A 211-nucleotide genomic window follows, 5' to 3' on the forward strand; every position below is an offset into this window, starting at 1 on the left:
GGGCAGGGGAGATCCTGGCGCAGGCAGCGGTGGGGTTACAGCAAGCGGGAGCTGAGGGAATTGTGCTGTGTACCAACACTATGCATAAAGTGGCCGAGGCCATTGAAACGGCCTGCGATGTCCCGTTTTTGCATATTGCCGATGCAACAGGTCGGGCCATACAACAACAGAAGATGAGTAACGTCGCGCTGTTGGGCACGCGTTACACCAT

General features: G+C 56.4%; 1 protein-coding gene. It reads left to right on the plus strand.

Translation table 11 applies throughout. The annotated features are described in order from the left end of the window. Window positions 1-211: aspartate/glutamate racemase family protein (locus FDX22_RS08480; RefSeq protein ID WP_186805286.1), on the plus strand; the 211-nt coding region annotated here is incomplete at both ends.

Source organism: Citrobacter sp. TBCS-14, assembly GCF_005280805.1.
Taxonomy (GTDB): Bacteria; Pseudomonadota; Gammaproteobacteria; order Enterobacterales; family Enterobacteriaceae; genus Citrobacter; species Citrobacter gillenii.